Consider the following 17390-nt stretch of genomic DNA (forward strand, 5'->3'; position numbering starts at 1 on the left):
ACCATCCGACAGATACTTGAGCATGGAAGTAGGATATGTTTCATAATAGCGTTTCATTACTTAGGCAATTGAAACGCGATTGAAACATAAATGAAACACCACAAAACAATATCACACGAACACTGAAACATCATGAGCCGACGCCCACCCATTCCACGCGACCCACAAGACAAGCCCATCATTTGGACCGTTTCTATCTCGCGCCTGTTTGATTTATTCCGCGACATCATGGTGGAATACGATGCCAGTGCCGATATTGAGCCCATACACTTGGGCTTCGAAGAAGCGGCGCAAACCCTGCGTGAGCGATTACAGACAGAACCTTGTGATGCAGTGATTGCGGCAGGCTCAAATGGCGCGTATCTCAAAAATCGCCTGCCAGTGCCTGTGGTCATTGCCAAAGCCAGCGGCTTTGATGTGATGCAAGCTTTGGCGCGCGCGCGCAAAGTGTCGTCAAAAATAGCGATCGTTACGTATCAAGAAACGATGCCGGAATTAGCTGATTTTAAAACCACCTTTGGTTTCCAAGTTGAGCAACGCACCTATGTCACCGAAGAAGATGCGAAAGCGCAAATCAGCGAGCTCAAAGCGATGGGAATCAAAGCCATCGTGGGTGCCGGACTAATTACCGATTTGGCCGAGGAAGCCGGTCTCACTGGGATTTTCATGTATTCCGCTGGCTCGATTCGGCTCGCCTTTGATGACGCCATCGAAATCGCCCGTTTGACACGACTGGAAGCTTCCAAGGGGCGTCAAAAGTCGGTTGGTGAACTACGTGCACGTCACAGTATCAATGACTTGCGCGGCGATTCGCCAGCGATGCAAGAAGTCAGAAAAACCATCATGTTGTATGCTCGCTCGCCTGCGACTGTCCTGCTACAAGGCGAAACCGGTACCGGCAAGGAATTGGCGGCACAAGCTATTCACAAGGAGAGTCCACGAGCGCGCCAGGCCTTTGTTGCCGTCAACTGCGGCGCGATTGCCGAATCTTTGCTCGAGTCTGAACTATTCGGCTATGAGGAAGGCGCCTTCACTGGTTCCCGACGCGGTGGACATGCTGGCTTATTTGAGGCTGCACATCGCGGCACACTTTTTCTTGACGAGATAGGTGAAATGCCAATTAGCTTGCAAACTCGCTTACTTCGCGTGTTGGAGGAAAAAGAAATTGTACGGGTTGGCGGCGTGCACCCGATTGCTGTCGATGTACGCATCATCAGTGCGACCCATTGCAATCTGGAACAAAGAATAGGCGAAGGACGTTTCCGGGCCGATTTATTTTATCGCTTAGCAGTATTACGATTGCGCTTGCCTGCCCTACGTGAACGTCCAGAAGACTTGGTGCCATTAGCGCAATGGAGTTTAAAACAAGCATCAGCGGCCATAGGTAGTCGTCCACATCCCAACTTGCATGCGGAAGTAATGCGCTGTGAAAGTTTGTTGCAACTCTATGACTGGCCTGGCAATGTACGTGAATTACGCAATGTCATGGAGAGAGTCGCATTATTTCTGGCCGCCACGCCCTTACAAGCAATCACACCTGCGCTGATTGTCAAATTGCTTCCAGAGCTACAGCGAAACGAGATGTTTAAAGAGGTCACCAAAGTCTCATCAACACCCGTGGATGAATCGCTTGCGGACGATAAATCACTTGATTTTCTAATGCAAAAATTCAACAATAATCGTGAGGCAGTAGCCGCACATTTAGGGATCAGCCGCACTACCTTATGGCGCAAACTAAAAACCGCGAAATCAATTTGAGCAATCACTTAAGAAACAATAAATAACAAATATTCCGACATTTTTGCGTTAACACAAATCATCGAAGACCTTAGGTGGTATTGCTTAGGGTAAAATATGAGCATAGATATCAATAAGTTCAAGTGATCCTCAGCACTCACGGTAAATCTTCACCCATCATTGCAGGCTGAGAAAGCCATTACTGCCCACGACAGGCCACGAACGGAAAACAAAATGACAAGCACTACGCCAGTAAAAAAACTGCTGATCGTTGATGATAGCAAAGTATCTCGTATGATTATCCGGGCTCGAATTTTAGATGTTCATCCAGACTGGGAGATCCTAGAAGCGGCCAATGGCACAGAAGGCATTGCTGTTGCGCTTGCTCAAAAGCCTGATTTTTGCACTATGGACATCAATATGCCAGGCATCTTAGGCACCGATGCCGCAGAACAAATTTTAAAAGAATTGCCAGGCAGTCGTGTTGTGATTTTTTCTGCCAATATACAAGAGAGCTTCCAGGAAAGAACCGCAGCGATGGGGGCAATCTTTGTCGCCAAGCCCATCACTGAAAAATCGATAGCCGAAGCCTTACGTTATTTTTTAGGATAACCGTGGATACTCTGAGTGAATTACACCTGGATGCACTGGCTGAAGTCTTTAACGTAGGCGCTGGACGCGCTGCGGCAAGCTTAAGCGAAATCGTCGGTGACGAAGTTAAGTTATCGGTGCCTTCGATAGAAGTGAAAAAATCTTCAGAAATTAACGCCAGTATCATGGAGCTCACGAATCTTAAGTTTGGCGTCGTGAGCCAACACTTCTCGGGGCCATTTGATGCCCAGGCCTTATTACTTTTTACCGAAAGTCATGCGCTGGAAATAGTGCGTGACATGATGGGCTCACAAATGAGCATAGAAGAATTGGCAGAGTTCGAGCAAGAGGCCATGTGTGAGCTCGGCAATATTATTCTCAATGCCTGCCTGTCGGCGATGGCGGATATGTTACATATCTCCTTAAATAGTTCTTTACCTGACTATAAAATTGCCTCGACTGATGAAATATTTAAGAGCTTACGCAGCTCCGACGAACAACCTTATGTGTTGGTGCTACACATTGATCTGTCTATCGAAAAACGTCACTCAGAGGGGCATTTAATTTTCTTACTGAGTTCTATGTCACTACGCAGTTTAGTTGAACATATAGAGCAATTTTTAGGAAAGATAGAATGAGTTCGATAGCGGTTTATCATAGCCAGATTCTAAACAGCATTAATATGGGATTAGTCGTCGTTGATGCGGATACCAAGATTTTGATGTGGAACGACTGGATGGAAAAACATTCTGGGATCGCCTCTGATATCGCCTTACAACAAACGATCAACACAGTGTTTGCCACTGCGCCTAGCACCGCTTTCACCAATGCACTGAAAAATTGTATTACCTATGGCTTGCCGGTCATATTATCGAACGCCTTGCATAGAGCGCCCTTGCCGCTTTATACCGAAGACGAGGGCCTTGACGCATCAATTCCGATACATCAGTCCATCACCATCACAGCCCTCACTGCGGATTCAGCTCAAACTTGTTTTTTAATTCAAGTCACTGATTCCAGCACCTCCATACGCCGTGAAAAAATGTTGCGCTCACATTCAGAAGTGCTCAAAAAAGATGCGACGACCGATAGTTTGACCGGGCTGCATAACCGCCGTTTCTTTGATGAACATTACAAAATTGCCTTAGGACAGGCTATACGTCAAAAGCATCCACTCTCTATCTTCATGGTGGATATTGATTACTTCAAACAATACAATGATTACTACGGGCATCCTGCTGGGGATAAGATTCTCATCAAAGTCGCCGCCACCTTGAAAGCACAAATATCGCGCTCTTCAGACATGTTGGCACGCTATGGCGGCGAAGAATTTGTTTTAGTCTTGCCGAATATGACGGAAGAACATGGCTTACATTTTGCGGAAAAATTGATCGCGGCAGTCACTGAATTGCAATTGCCACATTTAAAATCCAAAGGCGATAAAGTCATCAGCATAAGTATAGGTCTGAGCACCTATGACCCTAACCAGCATCGCGAAGTGTCGGCACTGATTGATGCTGCCGATACGGCTCTATACAAGGCCAAGCAACAAGGTCGAAATCAGGCTTGTTTCTTAGCTTTAGATACGCTAATTGCCCATAAACAGCGGGTACAGGAAATAAGCTAAGAAGCTGGCAAACCAAACAAGCGTTTAACCGAGATTTTCCATTAGGATTTGAGATGACGAGGGATGCACTTTTCGAGGCAGTTTTGGTACGAATGAGGCGCTAATAGCGAGCTATTGGCAACGAAGAGCAACAAAAATGACCGAAAATGCGCCCTCGGCACTCAAATAGCGCCTTCGGCGCGCCTAAAGGAAAATCTCGGTTTAATGATAGCCACGTAGGACTTTCGCCAAACTGCCATTTTTTGTACCGCGCATGATTGCCTTATCTATCTTCGCAATCACATCTTCGTACTTGCCCTTTGCACTGGCGAAATGAGTCGTGTCGTAAAATAATGGCAGATCTGAAACGTCAAAGTGCTTGCCCTTTAATTCGGGATCATTAGACTCTTTGACAACGACTCGATTGATATATTCCTCGACTTCATCGTGATGCTGGTAGCCACGCACTGGCCACACCATTAAGTCGCTACGTTTTGCCATCAATTTCTTGAAGCGAGAGATGGTGGAGGCCGAATCTTCTTGCACTGTAAAAATCACATCACGTGCCTGATCAAATTCCATGCCGTGACTAAATCCGCGTCCGGTACTGACAATCTTGCCACGCAAATCTTGCACGCTCTTGTAATTGGGTTTAGGGCGACCATAAGTAACACCCCAAACTTTTTCCGTTATCACTGGCACAGAAAAATAATACTGTTTGATACGCTCTGGCGAGCGAGAGAATCCATAGATAATTCCCTTCCCATCCAAAGTTTCAAATTGAGCACGTTTCCAAGGCAAAATAATGGGCTCAAATTTTAACCGCGTTTCGCGCTCAAAATACGCCAAAATCTCAAGTAGCTTTGGATCTAAAGGAATCTGTTTGCCTTCGGCGTCTAGATTTTCTTGCAAAAAAAGACGCACTAATTTTTGATCATTTGCAAAACTGCTCGGTGACAACAACAAAAATACCAAAACCAAACATGCTGAAAAAAGGCGAGACATAGCCATGAATTAAACCGGATAAATGAATACAGCCCGCAGTATCGCAGTTGCCAGATTTTTGAGCAAGAAAGGCTGCCAATTACACAAATATCTCAGACTAGCAAAACAGCTCGCCTACACCAAAGTAGGTAGCTAAATGAAAACATTCAGACTTAGCTCTGGTTCACGGTTCACTACTCCTTATTCAAAATTAAACCTTCTACCTGATAAGCCCAGAGATCAGTCTATAGTATCTCTTGCTATAGAGCATTTCTTGATAGATACTCGAGTTGTTGTCGCATAATACTTGCCTGCCCACCCAGGAAATCTAGTTTCGTTTTTAATGTGATCGGACTAGCGCTGAATCGACTCTTGAGGGCAAACACACTACAAAGTCAAAATTCAATTGCTGCATTGATCCAAGAATGGAGTGACGTGCATGGAATCACCAACAATTCCGCTGAATGAGGATAAGCGCCTGCAGGCATTGGTCGATCTGAATATTCTGGACACACTACCAGAAGAACGTTTTGATAGGCTGACACGCTTGGCGCAACACATGTTTGGTGTGGAAATTGCCTTGGTTTCTCTGATCGATACTAACCGTCAGTGGTTTAAATCTCGCCAAGGCTTGACCGCTTGTGAGACTGATCGAGATATTTCATTTTGTGGTCATGCCATTCTAGAGCGAGATATTTTTCATATTCCCAACGCACTCAAGGATCCGCGCTTTTCTGATAATCCCTTGGTCTTAGGCGCACCGCACATACGCTTCTATGCGGGCGCTCCACTACGTCCAGATGGTGAGAATAGTATTGGAACCCTATGCATCATTGACAGCAAAGCGCGTAGCTTGAGTATCGCCGAATTACGCTCTTTACGCGATCTGGCAGATTGCGTAGAACAAGAAATCAACCGGTTTCAACAGAATCAGCAACACATGGCGCTATTGGCGCTGACCAAGATATCCTCATTAAGTGACTTGGATTACCAGGAATTAATCAGACAAGCACTCAAATTAGCATGCGACTTTCTTTCCATGTCTAACGGTATGATTAATCGCGCACGTAGCACGGATTGCGAAGTGATAGTCCAATGGAATCCTGATTTCCAGTATGAAGGCTCCCTGCTACCACTAGATCAGACTTTATGCTCAGTAACCTTGTTAAGTAATGAACTGACTTTATTGCCGCAGGTAAGCGCGACTCGACATGCAGCACTGGCAAAAAATTCACCTATGCCAGTCGATAGTTATATTGGTATCCCTATCAGGGTCAACAGTGCTTCATTTGGAAGTCTGGTTTTTTCAGACCCTAAGCCCAAGGATCCCGCGTATTTCACCCAAGTTGAAATAGAATTTATCAAACTATTTGCAGAATGGGCCACGAATAAAATTCACGAATGGGAGTTAGCCAGTTCACTCAAATTACAACAACGTCTGGCACAGGTCATTTCAAATGCGCAAGCAAAATTTATTCATAGTCAGGAGCACAGCGCCGGCTTCACCAGCTTATTGCAGGATATTTTGGCATTGACCGATAGCAGTTATGGATTCATCGGGGAAGTCTTTCAAGATGCTAAGTCGGGTACCCATCTCCAGCTACTTAGTATCAATCAAACGCCAGAAAAAAATCTGACCGGACAGTCCGTCAGTAATAGCACTACGCAAAGCATAAAATTGACCGATCTTGATGAACTTTTTGGTGCTGCCATCAGGTCCAATTCAGTCATCATTTCAAATGATTTGACCGACAATAAAATACAAGGCACCTCGATTCACCCTACCATTCATAGCTTCCTAGGCTTGCCTATCTATTACGACGATACTTTAATCGCCACGGTAGGTATCGCTAACCGCCCATTCGGCTACAAGCCGGAGCTAGTTGAATTCTTACAACCTATCTTACTCACCATCGCACAGTTAATTCAAGCCGCTCGCGTTCAAGCGCAGCACCTCGATAGCGAACGCCGCTTGGCCGATATAATTAAAGGCACGAACATAGGCACGTGGGAATGGAATGTTCAAACAGGCGAAGCCAGCTACAACGACCGCTGGGCTGAGATTGTAGGATACAGTTTAGAAGAACTGGCACCGGTTAGTATTGAGACTTGGAACAAACTTGTCCATCCGGAAGACGCCAAGCAATCGGAAATACTGTTACAGAAGCATTTTAATGGTGAGCTTGATTACTACGAATTAGCCAGTCGCATGCGTCACAAAGCGGGACATTGGGTATGGATACTAGACCGCGGATGTCTGGTCAGCAGAACTCCTGATGGAAGACCACTCTTGATGTCGGGCAGCCATGCGGATATTTCATCGCAGAAGCAGGCTCAAGAACAATTAGCGCACACCATTAATTTACTAGAGCAATCGAACAAGGCTGCGCGCATAGGCACCTGGGAAATTGATCTAAGAAACTCTCACACCAAATGGAGTAGCGTTACGGAACAAATTCATGAAGTGCCGCGGAACTTTTCTTGCAGTATGGATCAAGCGATTCAATTCTATCAAGCAGGAAAGGATCGTCAGACGATGCAAGCCCATATACAGAATGCGATCAAAACTGGCACCAGTTTTGACACGGAATTACGCATAGTGACAGCGGAAGGACATGAGCGTTGGGTGCGCGTTTTAGGATTGACGCAGTTTAGTGAAGGTCATTGCGAACGGCTGTACGGCACGATACAAGACATTAGCGAAAGAAAACGCATAGACACCATGAAGAGCGAATTTATCTCGACAGTCAGCCATGAACTACGCACCCCGCTCACGTCGATTTCCGGCGCGCTGGGTCTGATCGTTGGCGGTGTGGTGGGCGATCTGCCTGAGAAAATAAAATCCATGTTACACATCGCGCACAAGAACAGTCAGCGCCTAAGTTATCTGATCAATGACTTGTTAGATATGGAAAAATTATCTGCTGGGAAAATGCAATTTAATCTTCAAAGAATAGAATTAGCCAGTGTCCTGAGCATGGCCTCAGAAAGTAATCTTGCCGCCGGCATAGAAAGAATGATTTCGATTACGATAGACAATTCATGCAAAGATGCGATTGTCATCATAGACCAAAACCGTTTCTTACAAGTGATGTCAAATCTGATTTCCAACGCAATCAAATATTCTCCCAATCACGGCAATGTCTCTATCCATGTAGCGCAACATGGAAACCAAGTTCGAGTTTCAGTGATCGATCAGGGATCGGGTATTCCCCCAGAATTCGAGGGGCGACTCTTTCAAAAATTTGTACAGGCAGATTCTTCCGATACGCGAAAACTCGGAGGCACCGGGCTAGGCCTGGCGATCAGCCGGGAATTAATGGAGGCAATGAATGGCAGCCTCAACTTTGAAAGCGGTCGCACCAACGGTGCCAATTTCTATTTGGATTTAGAACTGCACTAAGGCTGAATAAAGGTAAGCAAGCATCACTTTCGAGCCTATTCGAACATTTACAACACCCATACAAAAAAAAGCCCAGCATTCGATGTCAAAGCTTTCGCAGATTCAAAAAAAGTCGCATTATCCCAGTCTGGCGCTTTCATAGCGCTCTTTCCACTCAACCTAAAAAATATAACTCTATGACTAAGCCAAGCAAACTTGCCTTTCTAATCGCCACCATGGCTATAAGCGCGTCCTCCGTGGCGGGCACTACCGTAATTAACTGTGGAAAATTGCTCGACGTGAAAGCAGGCGTATGGCGTGAACGGGTCAGCATCACCATCGAAAACAATACCGTAAAATCCATCACTGCAATGCAATCAGGTCCATCCAATATCGACTTGAGTAATTACGCCTGCCTGCCCGGCTTAATGGATATGCACGTGCATTTGTCCGACGATCCCAAACCACAAGTCGAACAATTCAGAAATGCACTCAGTCTCGACGCGATTGACTATGCATACAGCTCAACCAAACTGGCCGAACGTACTTTGATGGCAGGCTTTACGACCGTGCGTGACTTGGGCGCTGCTGATGGTTTGAACGTCGCCATGAAGCGTGCTATCGAAAATGGTTCTATCGTCGGCCCCCGTATGTTCACGGCAGGAAAAGCAATCGGCACAACGGGCGGCCATGCCGATCCATCGAATGGATTATCGATGGCCATGCGCCAAGCCAAGGGCAAACCTGGCCCTGAAAATGGCGTCATCAATAGCGCCGATACGGCGCGCGAAGCCGTGCGCAGTCGCTACCAGGAAGGTGCAGATTTAATCAAAATCACAGCCACTGGTGGCGTTTTAAGCCAGGCAGCGAGTGGTCAGAATAGCCAATTCACCGACGAAGAGTTACGGGCAATTATTAGCACCGCTAAAGACTATGGCTTTCGCGTTGCAGCCCACGCTCATGGTAATGAAGGCATCAAACGCGCATTACGGGCCGGCATCGACTCGATAGAGCATGGCACTTACATGGATGACGAGGCAATTGCCTTATTTAAGAAAATGGGCGCCTGGTATGTTCCGACCATTTCGGCGGGCAAATTTGTCGCCGAAAAAGCAAAAATTCCGAATTACTTTTCTCCCGTAGTTCAACCCAAAGCGGCAGCCATCGGCCCCTTAATTCAAGCTACATTTGCGCGTGCAGTGAAAGCGGGTGTCAATATCGCCTTCGGCACGGACGCTGGCGTGTTTCCTAATGGTGAAAACGCCAAAGAGTTCCGTTACATGGTAGAGGCTGGTATGTCACCTTTAGCAGCGGTACGCAGTGCGACTTTGGGTGCTGCCGAATTATTAAATCAGTCCAAACGTTTGGGTTCCATCGAACCCAATTATGCTGCCGATATCATCGCTGTGAAAGGCGATCCTTTGAGCGATATCACACTGTTAGAAAAAATAGACTTCGTCATGAAAGATGGCGTGGTATATAAAAAACCTGAACAGAAATAAAATACCTCAATAACGCAATAGACATCAGAGTGATCCGTTTTTCACTCTGATTTCTAATTGATTTTTTGCAGTAATTCTTAACAAACTCTATCTTTATTTTTCCATGCTGCCCCTACCCGCCCCAGATGCCGTCTTAGCTGCCATTCCTCACATCGCACCCAAGTTGCTTTACGAAAAATTGGAGCACGGGAAAAATTATTGGATCGTCGACAACGTCTTAGCCAATGCAGAAGAAATTGCAGAGCGTTGTTTCAAGCATACGCAGTGGGAATACGGCGCGCCCTACCAACCAGAAAGCTGGCCTGGCATGCGTTTTCACGGCGCTTTAAACAAAGATGAGTTGCAACAAGTTGAAACGCTAGTGAAACGCTTAATTGGCAAAGACAAACTATGGATGGAGCAACCACCAGGTGGTCTGCGCCTCGATTGCAATGTCGCGCAATTGGTCGGCGCAACAGAAAGCACTTCTCATCCACATACAGATAGTCGCCGTTTATGTCGCTACGCTTGCGTCATTTATCTCAGCCCGAATCCAGCACCCAATTCTGGTACCAGTTTTTGCAGACTGCGTTATCCGAATGGGGCTATCGGCGGCAACATCGTATTAGCACCTCACAATAATCTGGTCGATGCGCTGAAAGTAAGGGCACTACCGATACAAGCCTGGTACGAAGATTTGCGAGTCGACAATGTATTCAATCGCATGATTTTATACAAGGCAAATTTAGTCCACTGTGCTACCGGCTATTTCGGTAAAGAATTACGTGAGAAAAGGCTGACAACAGTATTTTTCTGGATGACGGAAGATGAAAGTTGATGCTATTTTTGGCGTAAAAATAGCATCAACACAGCGGAGAAGAATATCAAATAGTGAAAGCGAGATTTAAGGAATTACCCGCAATGTCTGAAACGCCAATCAGAGTCACTGTATCGCCTGCAACCACAGTCGATCCCGCGCCCAAAGTCAGTAGCAATTGCGTTCCATCCACACTCCAACTTGTGCTCGCCCCTAGCCCAAAGCTATGAGAATGGTCGACTTCGATATCTGTAATCGTAATCGCTTTATTGGTTTCAACTGAGACGCTAAACAAAAAAGTGTCGCCAACATTGACCGTACCCGATGCGTCCACATCGGTATAGACCGGAAGACCCACTGCAGCTGGAATCGTGGTATCCAAAAAGGTGGTCAAACTACCACCGATCGCGCCTATATTTCCGGCGACATCAATGCCTCTGGCTGCAATAGTTTTTACACCATCGCTACCCCAGCCTGCGCCCGGCGATATGGTGATGTTGGCACTACCAGCCAGTATTTCCGCAGCAGTTAATATGTGTACGATAGGCAAAGTGAATGATGCACCACCCAACATAAGTTCGATTTTGTCATTTTCGACTGCATTGGTTCCCGCCAAATCAATTGTGACCACCACACCCGCTGCTTTTTCCTCAGCATTGATACCATTATTAGCGACACTTACTTGCACCGCATTGAACGGCAATCCGGGTGCTATCGTATCGAGAATAACGCTAAGGTCGCCACCAACTAAGCCTATGTTTCCGGCCACGTCGGTGATCCCCATATTTAACAGATGGGTGCCATCAGTTCCCCACCCGGCACCGCTTGCAATTGTAAAATTAAAGCTGCCCGACGTGATTTCACCGGCTGTAATGACGTGAGTTATAGGTGTCACAAATGCGGCGCCATCAATAAATAAACTCGCAACATCGCCCGCTTCTGCACCAGTACCCGAAAGCGATGCTTGCACCAGCACGCCTGCACTTTTTTCTGCCGCATTAATTCCATTGGCGGCAGCATTCACCACCAAGCTGGTAAGCGGCAAACCCGGAGGCGTACTATCGATCAATTTAATCGAAACGCTACCGGTAGCACTACCTATGTTGCCTGCACTATCAATAAATCGTGCACTCAATGAATGAGTTCCGTCGCTTCCCCACCCGCTATTAGAGAGTATCGTAATGTTCGCCGATTTTGCGGTGAGCTCAGCGGCTGTTAAAGTATGAATGACCGGAGTGGCAAATTTCGCGCCATCAATCATGATCTCCAAAAGATCGCCAGCCAGTGCAGTGACACCATTTAATCCCACTGTCACAACCACACCAGCATTTTTTTCAGTCAGTGTAATTCCCCCACCAGCGTTTGCGGCAACCTGCAGAACAGTCGATGGGCCAGCTGGTGCGACCGTGTCCAGATCAATAGTCAATGCAGCACCTGCCGTGCCCACATTGCCCGCGACATCGGTCAGGCGTACAGATAAGGTTTTACTGCCATCGCTACCCCAGCCCGCAGTGTTGGCGATAGTCAGACTCGCTTGTCCATTTTCAATATCTGCCGCAGTCAAAACCTGGCGCACTGGCGTTGCAAACGGCAGGCCAGCGATCAAAATTTCTAAGGTATCTCCCGCGACAGCAGTACTTCCCAACAAGTCAACATTGACGCTGACACCCGCGGTTTTTTCTTGAGAATTGATACTATTGGTCGCGACTGGAACGGCGATAGCATTTGACGGTGAAGTCGGTGCCGCTGTGTCCAGAGTGACGTTGACATTGCCACCAATTGCCCCGACATTTCCAAATGTATCAACCACATTTGCGGTAATCAGTTTAACGCCATCACTACCCCATCCGGCCCCGGATGGAATCACTATGGTGACAGACTTAGCTGTGATATTCGCCGCTGTCAGTACTTGCGAAACGGGACTGGCGAAGGCCAGCCCATCAATTTGCAAATGAACTTTATCACCAGCAACGGCGCCAGTTCCGTTCAAATCAACCAGCACCGAAACACCCGCGACTTTTTCACTATTGTTAATGCCATTCGTGGCAGCAGCGACTTTCAAGATACCGGTCGGCGTATTCGGTGCAGTGCCGTCTAGCAATACAGTCACGCTAGAACCTGCGACGCCTACATTGCCCGCAGAATCGATAAAGCGAGCGGTCAATACTTTACTACCATCAATGCCCCAGCCAGCATCCGTTGCTATGCTTAGCAAAGCAAGTTTGGTGCTAATTTCATCTTCGGTCAGAGTGTGCAGGACCGCTTGGCTAAATGGCGAACCGCCTATCAGAATTTCTACCACATCGCCCGCGACTACATTGCTGCCGTTTAAATCAAGCCTTAGCTCGACTCCCGCTTCCCGCTCTGCTGCAGTGATGCCGCCACCACTATTTGCGGGTACCACCAAACTACTCAAGGGTTTAGTGGGTGCCAACGTATCAAGATTGACCGTCAAAATCGGCCCTATTACGCCCACATTGCCTGCATTATCAATTATCCGAGCGCCGAGATTTTTATTGCCATCACTACCCCATCCCGCGGTTTGCGGAATAGTGATGTAAGCAAAACCATTGGCAATATCTGTACTACTCAAAAATTGCACGACAGGCGCTGTAAACGCGGCACTGTCACGCATGATTTCTACTTTATCGTTAATATTCGCACCTGTGCCCGCCAAGTCAACCAGCACCGCCACACCCGCCGTTTTTTCCGCCAAATTAATACTATTCGCGGCGGCGGCAATTTGAATTGGATTACTCGATGCTGAGGGTGCTGTCTTATCGACCAAGACGGACAATATGTCACCCGGGGCCCCCGTATTGCCGGCCTTGTCAGTGATCATGGCAGAAAGTGCCTTAACGCCATCCCCTTGCCAATTCACGGTAGAGGGAATGACGATAGTGGCAAACTTCGCGGCAACATCGGTGCTGCTCAAGCTCATTGACACAGCAGGAGTCAATGCAAGCCCATCAAGTAGTATCGTCACTACATCACCTGCCACGGCACCCGTATTGGTCAAGTTCACCACCACCGAAACGCCAGCCGTAATTTCTGCGAGATTCAAGCCATTCGTCGCTGCAGCCACAGTCAGCGTGGAATTTTGTGAGTTCGGTGGCGTACTATCCAAAGTCACTTTGAGGCTACCGCCCGCAATGCCCGGATTGCCAGCCTGGTCCACCAATCTGGCAGTAATCGTTCTATCGCCATCGGCACTGCCCCATGCCAAATCACCTCCGGCAATCGTTATACTCACGGACTTAGTACTAATTTCTGTGCTTGTTAATTCATGGAGTGTAGAATTGGCGAACACCTTGCCATCAATCAGTAATTCTACTGAATCACCAGTCTGGGCATTACTGGTACCCAAATTGACATTTACCACGATAGTATTGCTACGTTCGACGGCACCGATACCGCCACTCGCGGCACTGATGACTAAGGGACTACTTATTGTGCCAGGTAGTGTCGTATCGAGGGCAATCGCCAAGAGTCCGCCAACTCCGCTGGCATTGCCAGATACATCGGTAATTCTGGCAGTAAGATTTTTGTCGCCATCACTACCCCAGCTTGCTGCACCCGAAATGGTGACAGTCGCATATCCTGCCAGAATATCGGCCTCGCTCAATAGAACGCTGGCGCCAGGTGAAAACACTTGACCACCATTCAAAATATCGACTTTATCGTTCAGCTTTGCACCGGTCCCTGACAAATCGACCCGCACCACCACACCCGCCATTTTTTCCGCTAAATTTATGCTATTTGCGGCGGCAGTAATTTGGATTGGACTGCTTACCGCCAAGGGTGCCGTCCTATCAACCAAGACGCTTAATGCATTACTGGAAGCGCCCACATTGCCAGCCCTGTCGGTGATCATGGCAGAAAGTTCCTTAACACCATCACCTTGCCAATTGACAGTGGAAGGTATGGTGATCGTCGCAAACTTCGCGGCAATATCAGTGGCACTGAGGGCCAGCGACACTGCCGGGGTCAACGCTTGTCCATCAAGCAGTATCGTCACTACGTCTCCTGCCACTGCCCCCGTATTGGTCAAGCCCACCACGACCGAAACACCAGCCGTCGTTTCAGCAAGATTCAAACCATTCGTTGCAGCGGCGACGGTCAGCGTAGCATTTTGTGAATTTGGTGAAGTACTATCCAAAGTCACTTTGAGGCTACCGCCCGCATTGCCCGGATTGCCAGCTTGATCCACCAATCTGGCAGTAATCGTTCTGTCGCCATCGGCACTTCCCCATGCCAAGTCACCACCAGCAATCGTCAGGCTCACCGATTTATCACTAATTTCAGAGGCGTTTAGGACATGCAGCGTGGAGTTTGCAAACACTTTGCCATCAACCAGCAATTCAATTGAATCTCCAACTTGGGCATTACTGGTGCCCAAACTGACATTCACCACGATAGTATTGCTGCGCTCGGTGGCGCCGATACCACCACTTGCGGCACTGATGACTACAGGGCTACTTATTGCGCCAGGCACTGTCGTATCGAGCGCAACCGCCAGGAACCCGCCGAATGCACTGCTATTTCCAGATACGTCGGTAATTCTGGCGCTAAGATTTTTATCACCATCGCCACCCCAGCTCGCAGCCCCGGAAATGGTGACGGTCGCAAATCCTGCCTGAATATCAGCCTCACTCAAAAATACACTGGCGCCGGGTGAAAACACTTGACCGCCATTCAGAATATCGACTTTATCGTTCAGCTTTGCACCGGTTCCTGACAAATCAACCAGTACCACGACACCGGCCATTTTTTCCGCCAAATTAATACTATTCGCGGCGGCTGCAATTTGAATTGGATTACTTACCGCTGCGGGTGCTGTCTTATCGACTATGACAGTCAATACATTGCCGGGAGCCCCCGGATTACCTGCCCTGTCGGTGATCATGGCAGAAAGCCCCTTGATGCCATCACCTCCCCAATTGGCACCAGAAGGAATAATAATCGTCGCAAATTTAGCGGAGATATCGGTACCGGTCAAAGCCATCGAGACGAGCGGACTCAAGGCTTGTCCATCTAGCAGTATGCTCACCAAGTCGCCTGCCACGGCACCTGTATTGGTCAGATTCACCACCACCGGAACACCGGCATTTATTTCTGCGAGATTCAAGGCATTCGTCGCAGCCGCGACTGTCAGGCTAGAATTTTGTGAAGTAGGCGGTGTACTGTCCAGTGTTACTTTAAGACTACCGCCTGCGTTGCCTGGATTACCGGCCTGATCCACTAATCTGGCGGTAATCGTTCTATCACCTTCCGGGCTACCCCATGCCAAATCACCACCTGCAATCGTCAGGCTCACCGATTTATCATTAATTTCAGAAGCGGTTAAGACATGTAGTGTGGAATTTGCAAACACTTTGCCATCAATAAGTAATTCAATGGAATCGCCTGCCTGTGCATTGCTTACGCCCAAATTGACATTCGCTACGATAGTATTACTACGTTCCAAAACGCCAATACCACCGCTCGCAGCACTGATGATGACGGGGCTAGAGATTGTGCTAGGCGCTGTCGCATCGAGCTCGACCGTCAACACGCCACCAATTCCGCCTATATTTCCTGATACATCCGTAATTCTGGCGCTGATATTTTTGTCGCCATCAGCGCCCCAATTTGCAGCCCCCGAAATGGTGACAGTTGCAAACCCTGCCTGAATATCAGCCTCGCTTAAAATAACACTGGCTGCGGGTGAAAATATCTGACCGCCAATCAAAATATCCAATTTATCGCCTGTGGCTGCCTGAGTACCAGTTAAGTCGACATTAACCAATACCCCAGCAGCTTTCTCAGCTGCGTTAATACTATTTGCGGCGACGCTCACGCTAACTGGCTTACTCGGTGCATTGGGCGCGACCGCATTCAATTCGACACTTAAATCACCACCAGGTTGACCGACATTCCCTGCGCTATCTTTCAAATAAACGCTGATCGATTTACTGCCATCACTTCCCCAATTCACGATGTTAGGGATTTTCATCGTTACCTTTTGCGCTTTCACTTCAGCGTCAGTCAGCACTTTCACCACTGGGGTAGAGAATGAATTGCGGTTCAATAAGAGTTCTATCGAATTATTTGCCTGTGCATTGGTACCTTTCAAATCAATCACTACAGTCACACCAGCGCTCACTTCCGCCGCACTGATGCCACCAGCTGCAGCTGCAATAGCGATGGAGTTAATTGGAGCACCAAGTCCGATACCAGTCACATTCGGATTCACCGCTTTTTTCGCGGCTTCCACTGTTGCCACATCTGCATTAACCGTTGCCATCACGCTTTTTAAATACTCAGGGGTTAGATCAGCCCTTTGAGCGAATTGTTGCTCGACCGCGAATTGCGCTGCTGCCAGTCGATTCACCAAATATGCTTTGCCTAAAGTACCGTCAGGCGTGCCTAATCCGGCATTGATCATGTACATGACCAGATTGCCGCGACTTAGGCCGTTGGTCATCTGTTGCTCCCAATACGCCAAGCCTTCTCGGTCTGGCGCCTTACCGAAAACATTGTTATAAATCAGCGTAACAAAGGATTGGTTAGGTAAATCTAAAGGATAAATGACAGTGACAACGTCCAGACTGAATACGGTATCAAGCATGCTATCAAACGACTTGCCACTTTCTAATTGAAACTGCCAATACTCGAGTCCCGTTTTTTCGGGTGCCCGATTAAACGCCGCAAGATACATTTTAATTAACTCGTACTGATTATTTACACCAGCCATAACAATTCTCACTTAACAATCAAATTAGAGAGAGCAAACAACTTACTCCACGTGTA

The 17390-nt window shown here is 47.6% G+C and carries 9 protein-coding genes; 7 read left to right on the forward strand and 2 right to left on the reverse strand.

Going from position 1 to position 17390, the window contains the following annotated elements; all coding sequences use genetic code 11:
• The first annotated feature begins 132 nt into the window (after window positions 1-132).
• The 4 genes from prpR (at window position 133) to AC1RR2_RS11350 (ending at window position 3955) form a co-directional block, all read left to right on the forward strand.
• A complete protein-coding gene (gene prpR / locus AC1RR2_RS11335; protein ID WP_493222360.1) occupies window positions 133-1758 on the forward strand; it encodes a propionate catabolism operon regulatory protein PrpR in 1626 nt (541 codons plus the stop codon).
• 213 nt (window positions 1759-1971) lie between these two features.
• The gene (locus AC1RR2_RS11340) at window positions 1972-2349 is read left to right on the forward strand and encodes a response regulator transcription factor (protein ID WP_493222361.1); all 378 of its coding nucleotides are present in this window, start codon (window positions 1972-1974) and stop codon (window positions 2347-2349) included.
• 2 nt (window positions 2350-2351) lie between these two features.
• Window positions 2352-2966: a chemotaxis protein CheC gene (locus AC1RR2_RS11345; RefSeq protein ID WP_493222362.1), complete on the forward strand. Its 615-nt coding sequence runs from the start codon at window positions 2352-2354 to the stop codon at window positions 2964-2966.
• Entirely contained in the window at window positions 2963-3955 is a 993-nt protein-coding gene (locus AC1RR2_RS11350) for a GGDEF domain-containing protein (protein ID WP_493222363.1), read from the forward strand. Before AC1RR2_RS11345 ends, AC1RR2_RS11350 begins: the two co-directional genes overlap by 4 nt.
• A gap of 201 nt (window positions 3956-4156) precedes the next feature.
• Here the strand turns inward: AC1RR2_RS11350 and AC1RR2_RS11355 are convergent, their stop codons facing one another.
• Window positions 4157-4939: a substrate-binding periplasmic protein gene (locus AC1RR2_RS11355; RefSeq protein WP_493222364.1), complete on the reverse strand. Its 783-nt coding sequence runs from the start codon at window positions 4937-4939 to the stop codon at window positions 4157-4159.
• Window positions 4940-5357: 418 nt separating this feature from the next.
• Here AC1RR2_RS11355 and AC1RR2_RS11360 point away from each other — a divergent pair, with 418 nt between their 5' ends.
• The 3 genes from AC1RR2_RS11360 (at window position 5358) to AC1RR2_RS11370 (ending at window position 10619) form a co-directional block, all read left to right on the forward strand.
• Window positions 5358-8321 carry a GAF domain-containing protein gene (locus tag AC1RR2_RS11360; protein WP_493222365.1) on the forward strand — a complete coding sequence of 988 codons (2964 nt, stop codon included), beginning with the start codon at window positions 5358-5360 and terminating at the stop codon, window positions 8319-8321.
• A gap of 176 nt (window positions 8322-8497) precedes the next feature.
• Window positions 8498-9802, forward strand: a complete 1305-nt coding sequence (locus tag AC1RR2_RS11365; RefSeq protein ID WP_493222366.1) for a metal-dependent hydrolase family protein — start codon at window positions 8498-8500, stop codon at window positions 9800-9802.
• Window positions 9803-9905: 103 nt separating this feature from the next.
• Window positions 9906-10619, forward strand: coding sequence for a DUF6445 family protein (locus AC1RR2_RS11370; RefSeq protein WP_493222367.1), 714 nt, complete (start codon window positions 9906-9908; stop codon window positions 10617-10619).
• A 46-nt stretch (window positions 10620-10665) separates the two neighbouring features.
• Here the strand turns inward: AC1RR2_RS11370 and AC1RR2_RS11375 are convergent, their stop codons facing one another.
• A complete protein-coding gene (locus AC1RR2_RS11375) occupies window positions 10666-17334 on the reverse strand; it encodes a DUF4214 domain-containing protein (RefSeq protein WP_493222368.1) in 6669 nt (2222 codons plus the stop codon).
• Window positions 17335-17390: the final 56 nt, after the last annotated feature.

Source organism: Undibacterium sp. GW821-FHT11H02, from assembly GCF_058808015.1.

What these genes read in the sequence shown, in the direction of transcription:
- prpR (WP_493222360.1), top strand. Translation starts at nt 133, where the DNA reads ATGAGCCGACGCCCACCCATTCCACGCGACCCACAAGACAAGCCCATC.
- AC1RR2_RS11340 (WP_493222361.1), top strand. Translation starts at nt 1,972, where the DNA reads ATGACAAGCACTACGCCAGTAAAAAAACTGCTGATCGTTGATGATAGC.
- AC1RR2_RS11350 (WP_493222363.1), top strand. Translation starts at nt 2,963, where the DNA reads ATGAGTTCGATAGCGGTTTATCATAGCCAGATTCTAAACAGCATTAAT.
- AC1RR2_RS11355 (WP_493222364.1), bottom strand. Translation starts at nt 4,939, where the DNA reads ATGTCTCGCCTTTTTTCAGCATGTTTGGTTTTGGTATTTTTGTTGTTG.
- AC1RR2_RS11360 (WP_493222365.1), top strand. Translation starts at nt 5,358, where the DNA reads ATGGAATCACCAACAATTCCGCTGAATGAGGATAAGCGCCTGCAGGCA.
- AC1RR2_RS11365 (WP_493222366.1), top strand. Translation starts at nt 8,498, where the DNA reads ATGACTAAGCCAAGCAAACTTGCCTTTCTAATCGCCACCATGGCTATA.
- AC1RR2_RS11370 (WP_493222367.1), top strand. Translation starts at nt 9,906, where the DNA reads ATGCTGCCCCTACCCGCCCCAGATGCCGTCTTAGCTGCCATTCCTCAC.
- AC1RR2_RS11375 (WP_493222368.1), bottom strand. Translation starts at nt 17,334, where the DNA reads ATGGCTGGTGTAAATAATCAGTACGAGTTAATTAAAATGTATCTTGCG.